Raw genomic sequence first — 7,825 nt, forward strand, 5'->3', positions numbered from 1 at the left:
GTATAAGAGACAGATCACGGTGCGGGCGGGCACGGTGCCGTCATCGATCTGGGATTGGGGCACGCCCACCGCGGCGATCTCGGGCCGGGTGAACACCGCGGCCGCCACCGTGCGCAGCCGGATCGGCGCCACCGCTTCGCCCAGCGCGTGATACATCGCGATCCGGCCCTGCATGGCGGCCACCGAGGCCAGCGGCAGCAGCCCGGTGCAGTCGCCGGCCGCGTAGATCCCGGGCACCGATGTCCGCGACACCCGGTCCACCTGCAGGTAATCGCCGGCAGCCAGGGTGATGCCCCCCCGCTCCAAGCCCAGCCCGCCGGTGTTGGGCACCGAGCCGACCGTCATCAGCGCGTGGCTGCCGGCCACCGTGCGCCCGTCGGTCATGGTGACCAGCACCCCGTCTCCGTCCCGGGTCACCGAGGCGGCGCGGGCATTCTTGACCAGGGTGACGCCGCGTTCGGCGAACACCCGCTCCAGCACCCGGGCGGCATCCGGATCCTCGTGCGGCAGCACGCGGTCGCGGCTGGCCACCACGGTGACCTTGACGCCGAGTTCGGTGTAGGCGTTGGCGAACTCCGCGCCGGTGACCCCGGAACCCACCACCACCAGGTGCTCGGGCAGCGTGTGCAGATCGTAGAGCTGCCGCCAGGTCAGGATCCGTTCGCCGTCCGGCTCCGCGCCGGGCACGATCCGGGGGCTGGCGCCGGTGGCGATCAGCACGACGTCGGCCTCCAGCACCCGGCTCGCCGAGCCGTGGTGCTCGGTCACCCGGATGCGATGCCGCGCCCGGCCCGGCTCGGCGTCGATCAACTCCCCGCGGCCGGCGATGACCTCCACACCGGAGTTGAGCAGTTGGGTGCGGATGTCGGCCGACTGTGCCGCGGCCAGCGACTTCACCCGCTCGTGAATCTGGTTCAGCTCGATCTCGGCGTCGGTGAAATGGATGTCGAAACCCAGGTGCGGAGCCCGCCGGAGCTCGGTGCGCACCCCGGACGAGGCGATGAACGTCTTGGACGGCACACAGTCCCACAACACGCACGCCCCGCCGAGGCCGTCGGAGTCGACCACGGTCACCGATACCGCTTCGGGGCCCTTGGCCGCCGCGACCAGCGCCGCTTCGTAACCCGCCGGCCCGCCGCCGATGATCACGATGCGTGTCGAGGGAGTAGTCACAGCGACTAACCTATCTGGAGCGCGGCGTTTAAGATTTCTGCCGTGCCGCTCTACGCCGCCTACGGGTCGAACATGCATCCCGAGCAGATGCTGCAACGAGCCCCGCACTCCCCGATGACCGGCACCGGCTGGTTGCGCGGCTGGCGGTTGACGTTCGCCGGCGAGGACATCGGCTGGGAGGGCGCCCTGGCGACCGTGGTCGAGGACCCGGACTCGAGTGTGTTCGTCGTGCTCTACGACGTGACTCCCGAAGACGAGAAGAACATGGACAGCTGGGAAGGCTCGGAGTTCGGCATCCACAAGAAGATCCGGCTCCGGGTGGACCGGGTGGACGGGATCACCGCTGACCCGGCCGAGGGCGAACCCGCTCCGGTGCTGGCCTGGCTGTACGTGGTGGACGCCTGGGAGCGCGGGCTGCCGTCCGCCCGTTACCTGGGCGTGGTGGCCGAGGCGGCCCAGATCGCCGGCGCCCCAGAGGAATACGTGCGCGACCTGCTGACCCGTCCGGCCCGCAATATCGGCCCCGGTTCGTAATCGCCGACCGGGCCGTCACGCAGCTACTGCAAACCGGCCTGGTCGACCACGCCGGCCATCACCCGCACCCCCACCGCCAGGGCCCGCTCGTCGAGATCGAACGTCGGCTGGTGCAGATCCAGTTGCGGTCCGCTGCCCGACCACACCCCGAGGCGGCCCATGGCGCCGGGCACCTGCTCCAGATACCAGGAGAAGTCTTCCCCGCCGCCGGACTGCTGGGTTTCGGCCAGCACATCGGGCCCGACCGCCTCGATCGCGTGGGTCAGCATCCGCGTCGACACCGCTTCGTTGACCACCGGCGGCACGCCACGGTGGTAGATCAGCGTGTGCTCGATGTTCAGCGGCTCCAGCAGGGAGGCCACCGCCTCCTCCACGATGCCCTCCATGGCCACCCAGGTTTCCCGACTCGCGGTGCGCACCGTACCGGCCAGGCGACCCGATTGCGGTATCGCATTGGCCGCGGCGCCGGAATTGACCGCGCCCCACACCATCACGGTGCTGTTGCGCGGGTCGATGCGCCGCGACAGCACCCCGGGCAGTCCGGTGATCAGCGTGCCCAGCCCGTAGACCAGGTCGGCGGTCAGGTGCGGCCTCGAGGTGTGACCACCCGGACCGCTCACGGTGATCTCGACGGTGTCGGCGGCCGAGGTGATCGGCCCGGGAAGCGTCGCCACCCGGCCGACCTTGAGCCGAGGGTCGCAGTGCAGCGCGAAGATCCGGCTGACGCCGCTCAGCACGCCTGCAGCGATGGCGTCGATCGCCCCGCCCGGCATCAGCTCTTCGGCGGCCTGGAACACCAGCCGCACCCCCACCGGCAACTCGGCGGCCGAGGCCAGCGCCAGGCCCGCACCCAGCAGCATGGCGGTGTGGGCGTCGTGACCGCAGGCATGCGCCACTCCGGGCACCAGCGAGGCGTATGGCGCCCCGGTCTGCTCGGTCATCGGTAAGGCGTCGATGTCGGCCCGCAGCGCCAGCCGAGGCCCGTCCTCGGGACCGAAGTCACACGTCAGGCCGGTTCCGCTGGGGAGCACCTTGGGGTTGAGGCCGGCTCCGGCCAGCAGTTCGCCGATGAACTGGGTGGTCGCGAACTCCTGCCGGCTCAGCTCCGGGTGGCGGTGCAGGTGCCGGCGCCACGCCACCACGTCGTCGGCGTGGGCGGCCAGCCACGCCTCGACGGCGTGCGAGACGGAAGCTGGAGGCATTCAGGCAGTATCCCACCGCCGCGCGCTACTAAACTGAGCGCCCGTGACGGTACCGCTGGCAACTCAGGCGGCAGCGGTGGTGGCTGCGCGCACCGGAGTCGCGACGCACGACGTTGCCGTGGTGCTTGGTTCCGGCTGGGCGCCCGCGGTGGCTGCGCTGGGCACGGCGACCGCGAGCCTGCCGATGGCCGACCTGCCCGGATTCAGTGCGCCCACGGCAGCGGGCCACACCGGCGAACTGGTGTCGATGCGCATCGGAGCCCACCGGGTTTTGGTGCTGGTCGGCCGGATCCACGCCTACGAGGGACATTCGCTGGCCGACGTCGTCCGCCCGGTCCGCGCCGCCGTCGCGGCCGGGGCGAACACGGTGGTGCTGACCAACGCCGCCGGCGGCCTGCGCACCAGTTACGACATCGGCCAGCCGGTGCTGATCAGCGACCATCTGAACATGACGGGTCGCTCCCCGTTGGTGGGCGCGCACTTCGTCGACATGGTCGATGCCTACACCCCGGCGCTGCGTGCGCTGGCCCACCAAGTCGACCCCGACCTTGCCGAGGGCGTCTACGCGGGGATGGCCGGTCCGCAGTACGAGACCCCCGCCGAGATCCGGATGTTGCGCACCCTGGGCGCCGATCTGGTGGGCATGTCCACCGTGCACGAGGCGATCGCCGCCCGCGCGGCGGGCGCGCAGATTCTGGGGGTGTCGCTGGTGACCAACCTGGCGGCCGGGATCACCGGGGAGCCGCTCAGCCATGCCGAGGTGCTGGCCGCCGGCCGGGAGTCGGCGTCCCGCATGGGTGCGCTGCTGGCCGAGGTGATCAGCCTCCTACCGTCTCCGGCAGCTCAGTAACCGACACCGGAGCTGTGGCGCATCCGCGGCCACATCGCAGCCCAACTGCCCCGCGGCTGCTCACACAGGTAGATCTTCGCCGAGCTTTCCCCGTTGCGGACTCCGGTGGGGAAACGGATCGAGTCCAGATAGGTGACGTGGGCCCAGTACTGAGTCAGCCTGGGTACGGGCAACCGTCCGACGCACAGCAAGGTGGCGGCGTCACCGGCCGGTGGGCCCCATGCGGCGTAACTGCTGTCGCCGCTGACCACCCGACGGTGGATACCGGCCGCCGGCCCGAGAATCCGCAACGCCGAGGCTTCGCCGTAATTGCTGGTGAAGATCGGGGCGTCCTCCGGCAGTTCGGCCGCCGCAGCCGCGACCTGCTCGACGAATTCCGGCCAGCCGTAGGTCTCCATCGGGATGGGGTTGACCTGGCGCAGCGCCGTGGCCTGCACCGGGGGCAGCACCGGAAGGCAGAACGCCGCAGCGCCCACGAACTGAGCTGCCAGAGCGACCGCCCAACCGCGGGGTAGGCGCTGGGGATCCTGGGATTCGATCCGTATCGCACCGGCGGCGAACAACGCCGCGAGCACCGGTCCCGCGTAGTAGCAGCGACCGCCGCTGACCACGCACAGCAGCAGCACCACCACCGGAACCACCAGTATCCAGCGGTACTGCCGGCTTTCCGGAGCCGCCAGCCATCGGGCGCCCATCACCCAGAGCAGCACCAGCAGCGGGCCGGCGTACAGCAGCAGCAATAGCGGCAGTTGCGCCAGCGAGCCTGCCGGTCCGCCCATCCGAACCGACATGGCGTGCGCAAAATGCAGGCTCGGCCAGCCCTGACGCGCGTTCCAGATCAGGTTCGGCGCAGCGAACACCACCGCCACGACGCCGGCCAGCCACGGTCCGGCGGTGCGCAGCGCATCGCGTCGAAAGATCAACAGGCCCACACCGATTCCGATCAGCAGGAGCGCGACCGTGTGTTTGGCCTCCAGGCCCAGGCCGGCAACCACACCGGCCGGCAGCCAGGCCGGCACGGTGCCGATGCGCAACGCCCGTGTCACGAGCAGCAGCACCGCGAGCCAGACCAGCTGGTCGACCACGGTGGTGCCGAAAAACATGGCGGCACCCATGAACAGCGGGCTCGAGGCGACTGCGGCGGCAGCGAGCACCTGCGCCACCCGACGCCCCCCGAACTCCGCGGCCAGCAGTGCCGCCAGCACGATGCAGCCGAGGTGTATCGCAATGGCCAGCGCTCGCAGGCCCAGCAAGCCGCCCAGCGACGCCACGCGCGCCAGCATCGGTACCAGCGGCGGATGGTCGAAGTATCCCCAGGCCGGGTGCTGGCCACAGACCACGTAGTAGAACTCGTCGGGGTGCCAGCCGTACCGCAGGGCGAACATCCCGTGTACGACGGCGGCGACAGCGACCACAACGGCCACCGGCAGAACCGCCGAACCACTCACGGACTTCCCGGCGCGACGCGCAGGCAGGGCAATCGGACGACTCACCAGCACTCCATCGGCGGACTCGATACGAATCGAGGCACTCTACCGCGTGGTTCAGCCGTCAACCGCCGCTTGCCGCAATCGCCGGCTACCGGGCGCCTGCAATCAGTAGGGCACTCCCGAACTGTGTCGCATCCGCGGCCACATCTGTTTCCAGCTGCCGACCGGATGCTCGCACCGGTAGATCTTGACTCCGTGCAATCCGTTGTGCACGTGATGGGGGATCTTGATCGACGCCAGATAGGTGACTTTCGTCCAATATTGGGTGAGCTTGCGGACCGGGAATTTCCCGACGCACAACACCGTGCCGGCGTCGCCGGGCGGCGGACCCCACAGGGCGTAATTGCTGTCGCCGCTGACCACCGGACGGTTGATGCCCGCCGAGGGCCCCAGGATGCGCAGTGCCGAGGCTTCGCCGTAGTTGCCGGCGAAGATCGGCACATCCTCGGGCAGCGACGACGCGACGGCCGCCACCTCGTCGACGAACTGCGGCCAGCCGTAGGTCTCCAGCGGAATGGGATTGATCTTGCGCAGCGAATCGGCGGTCTCCACGGGCAGCATCGGAAGGCAGAGCATGGCCGCGCCGGTGAACAGCCCGACCAGCGCGACTGCCCAGCCCGGCGGCAGCCGATCGGGATTCTCGGCTTCGATACGCATCGCGCCGGCAGCGAACAGCACCGCGAACACCGGGCCTACGTAGTAGCAGCGTCCCCCACTGATGACGACCAGCGCCAACACCACCACCGGCACCACCAGCGCCCAGCGGTGATCCGCCCCCGCCGGAGAGGCCAGCCAGCCGATGCCGAAGACCCACAGCAAGATCAACAGTGGGCCGGCATAGAGCAAGAGCAGCAGCGGGATCTGCGACAGCGACCCCACCGACCCGCCCATCCGCACCGACATGGCGTGGGCGAACGTCAGGCTCGGCCAGCCATGGGCCGCGTTCCAGATCAGGTTCGGAGCCGCCAACACCGCCGCCACCGCGCAGGCCGCCCAGGGCCCCGCCGTGCGCACCACATCACGCCGGACGATCGCCAGGCCGATCCCGATACCGATGAGCAGCAGCACCACCGTCTGTTTGGCCTCCAGCCCGATACCGGCCACCACGCCGGCCGGCAGCCAGGCCGGCACGGTTCCGATCCGCAATGCCCGCGCCACCAGCACCAGCACCGCGAGCCAGACCAGCTGGTCGACCACGGTGGTTCCGAAGAACATCGCGGCACCCATGAATAGCGGGCTGGCCGCGACGGCGGCCGCGGTGGTCGCCTGAGCCAGTCGCCGCCCGCCGAATTCCGCGGCCAATCGCGCCGCCAACGCGATGCAGCCCAGGTGGATGGCGATGGCGAAAAGCCGTAGCCCCCACAGGCCGCCCAGGGCAGCCACCCGGGCCAACAGCGGCACCAGTGGCGGGTGGTCGAAGTATCCCCACGCCGGGTGTTGACCGCAGATGACGTAGTAGAACTCGTCGGTATGCCAGCCGTATCGCGTGGCGACCGCCAGGTGAACCACGGCCGCAACGGCGATCACCGCCGCTACGGGCATCGTGTTTCGCCAGCTCACCGGCGAGATGGCTGAACTTCCCGCCAGCGAGGGTGCTGCTTCGGTCACCGGCCCCCCTTGTCAAGTAATTGAGATCCGGGGGAGCGTAACAAATTAATTAATTGACCGATTAGTTAATATTTGCCTACTCACCGCTTGCGACAATCGACGGGTGACCCCTGAGCAGTGGATCGCCCACGACCCCGACCCGGTGACCGCCGCGGAACTTCACACCTGCAGTGCGGAAGAGTTGGCCGCCCGGTTCGCGGCGCCGCTGCGCTTCGGCACGGCGGGGCTGCGCGGGCCGGTCCGGGGCGGACCGGACGCGATGAACCTCGCCGTGGTGCTGCGGGCCAGCTGGGCCGTGGCCCAGGTTCTCTTGACGCAAGGGCGTGCCGGCTCGACGGTGGTGGTGGGCGGCGACGCACGGCACGGCTCGGCAGAATTCGCGGTGGCAACAGCCGAAGTGATGTCCGCACAGGGCTTTTCGGTGCTACTTTTGCCCGGCCCCTGCCCGACGCCGGTGGTGGCATTCGCGGTGCGCCACACCGGCGCGGCGGCCGGCGTCCAGATCACCGCCTCACACAATCCGGCCACCGACAACGGCTACAAGGTGTTCTTCGACGGCGGCGTGCAGATCGTCTCGCCAACCGACACCGAGGTCGAGACGGCGATGGCCCAGGCTCCCCCCGCGGATGCGATCCCCCGGTGTCCCGTCACACCGGCCGACGATGAGCTGATCGCCTGCTACATCGAGCGGGCCGCCACGGTGCGCCGGCACCGCGGCGGGGTTCGCGTCGCGCTGACCCCGCTGCACGGCGTGGGCGGCGCATTCGCCCTCCGCGCCCTGCGGGCCGCCGGGTTCACCGACGTCCACGTCGTGGAGTCCCAATTCGATCCCGATCCGGACTTCCCCACCGTCGCGTTCCCCAACCCCGAAGAACCCGGCGCCACCGATGCGTTACTGGCATTGGCCGGCGAGGTCGACGCCGACATCGCAATCGCCTTGGACCCCGACGCCTGTCTCTTATACACAT

General features: G+C 69.8%; 7 protein-coding genes. 3 read left to right on the forward strand and 4 right to left on the reverse strand.

Going from position 1 to position 7,825, the window contains the following annotated elements:
- Window positions 1–1,173: NAD(P)H-quinone dehydrogenase (locus LI92_RS18210; protein ID WP_152665546.1), on the reverse strand; the 1,173-nt coding region annotated here is incomplete at its 3' end.
- Between the two features lie 42 nt (window positions 1,174–1,215).
- Here LI92_RS18210 and LI92_RS18215 point away from each other — a divergent pair.
- The gene (locus LI92_RS18215) at window positions 1,216–1,707 is read left to right on the forward strand and encodes a gamma-glutamylcyclotransferase family protein (RefSeq protein ID WP_046321403.1); all 492 of its coding nucleotides are present in this window, start codon (window positions 1,216–1,218) and stop codon (window positions 1,705–1,707) included.
- A gap of 23 nt (window positions 1,708–1,730) precedes the next feature.
- Here the strand turns inward: LI92_RS18215 and LI92_RS18220 are convergent, their stop codons facing one another.
- Entirely contained in the window at window positions 1,731–2,909 is a 1,179-nt protein-coding gene (locus LI92_RS18220; RefSeq protein ID WP_046321404.1) for an amidohydrolase, read from the reverse strand.
- 43 nt (window positions 2,910–2,952) lie between these two features.
- On the opposite strand from LI92_RS18220, the gene LI92_RS18225 reads away from it, so the two are divergent.
- Window positions 2,953–3,759 (forward strand): purine-nucleoside phosphorylase, encoded by an 807-nt coding sequence (locus LI92_RS18225; protein WP_046321405.1) that lies wholly within the window; start codon window positions 2,953–2,955, stop codon window positions 3,757–3,759.
- Here LI92_RS18225 and LI92_RS18230 read toward each other — a convergent pair.
- Both LI92_RS18230 and LI92_RS18235 read right to left on the reverse strand, forming a co-directional pair.
- Window positions 3,753–5,252, reverse strand: a complete 1,500-nt coding sequence (locus tag LI92_RS18230; RefSeq protein ID WP_286135185.1) for a glycosyltransferase family 39 protein — start codon at window positions 5,250–5,252, stop codon at window positions 3,753–3,755. The two genes, LI92_RS18225 and LI92_RS18230, sit on opposite strands and share 7 nt — an antisense overlap.
- Before the next feature lie 102 nt (window positions 5,253–5,354).
- Entirely contained in the window at window positions 5,355–6,857 is a 1,503-nt protein-coding gene (locus LI92_RS18235) for a glycosyltransferase family 39 protein (protein ID WP_286135186.1), read from the reverse strand.
- 103 nt (window positions 6,858–6,960) lie between these two features.
- On the opposite strand from LI92_RS18235, the gene LI92_RS18240 reads away from it, so the two are divergent.
- The coding region (locus LI92_RS18240) for a phosphomannomutase (protein ID WP_046321409.1) at window positions 6,961–7,825 on the forward strand (865 nt) is incomplete at its 3' end.

The organism is Mycobacterium sp. UM_Kg1 (genome assembly GCF_000972925.1).
Classification (GTDB): Bacteria; Actinomycetota; Actinomycetes; order Mycobacteriales; family Mycobacteriaceae; genus Mycobacterium; species Mycobacterium hiberniae.

Excerpts from the sequence above, each read along its gene's own strand:
- LI92_RS18220 (WP_046321404.1), bottom strand. The coding sequence starts at position 2,909 with ATGCCTCCAGCTTCCGTCTCGCACGCCGTCGAGGCGTGGCTGGCCGCC.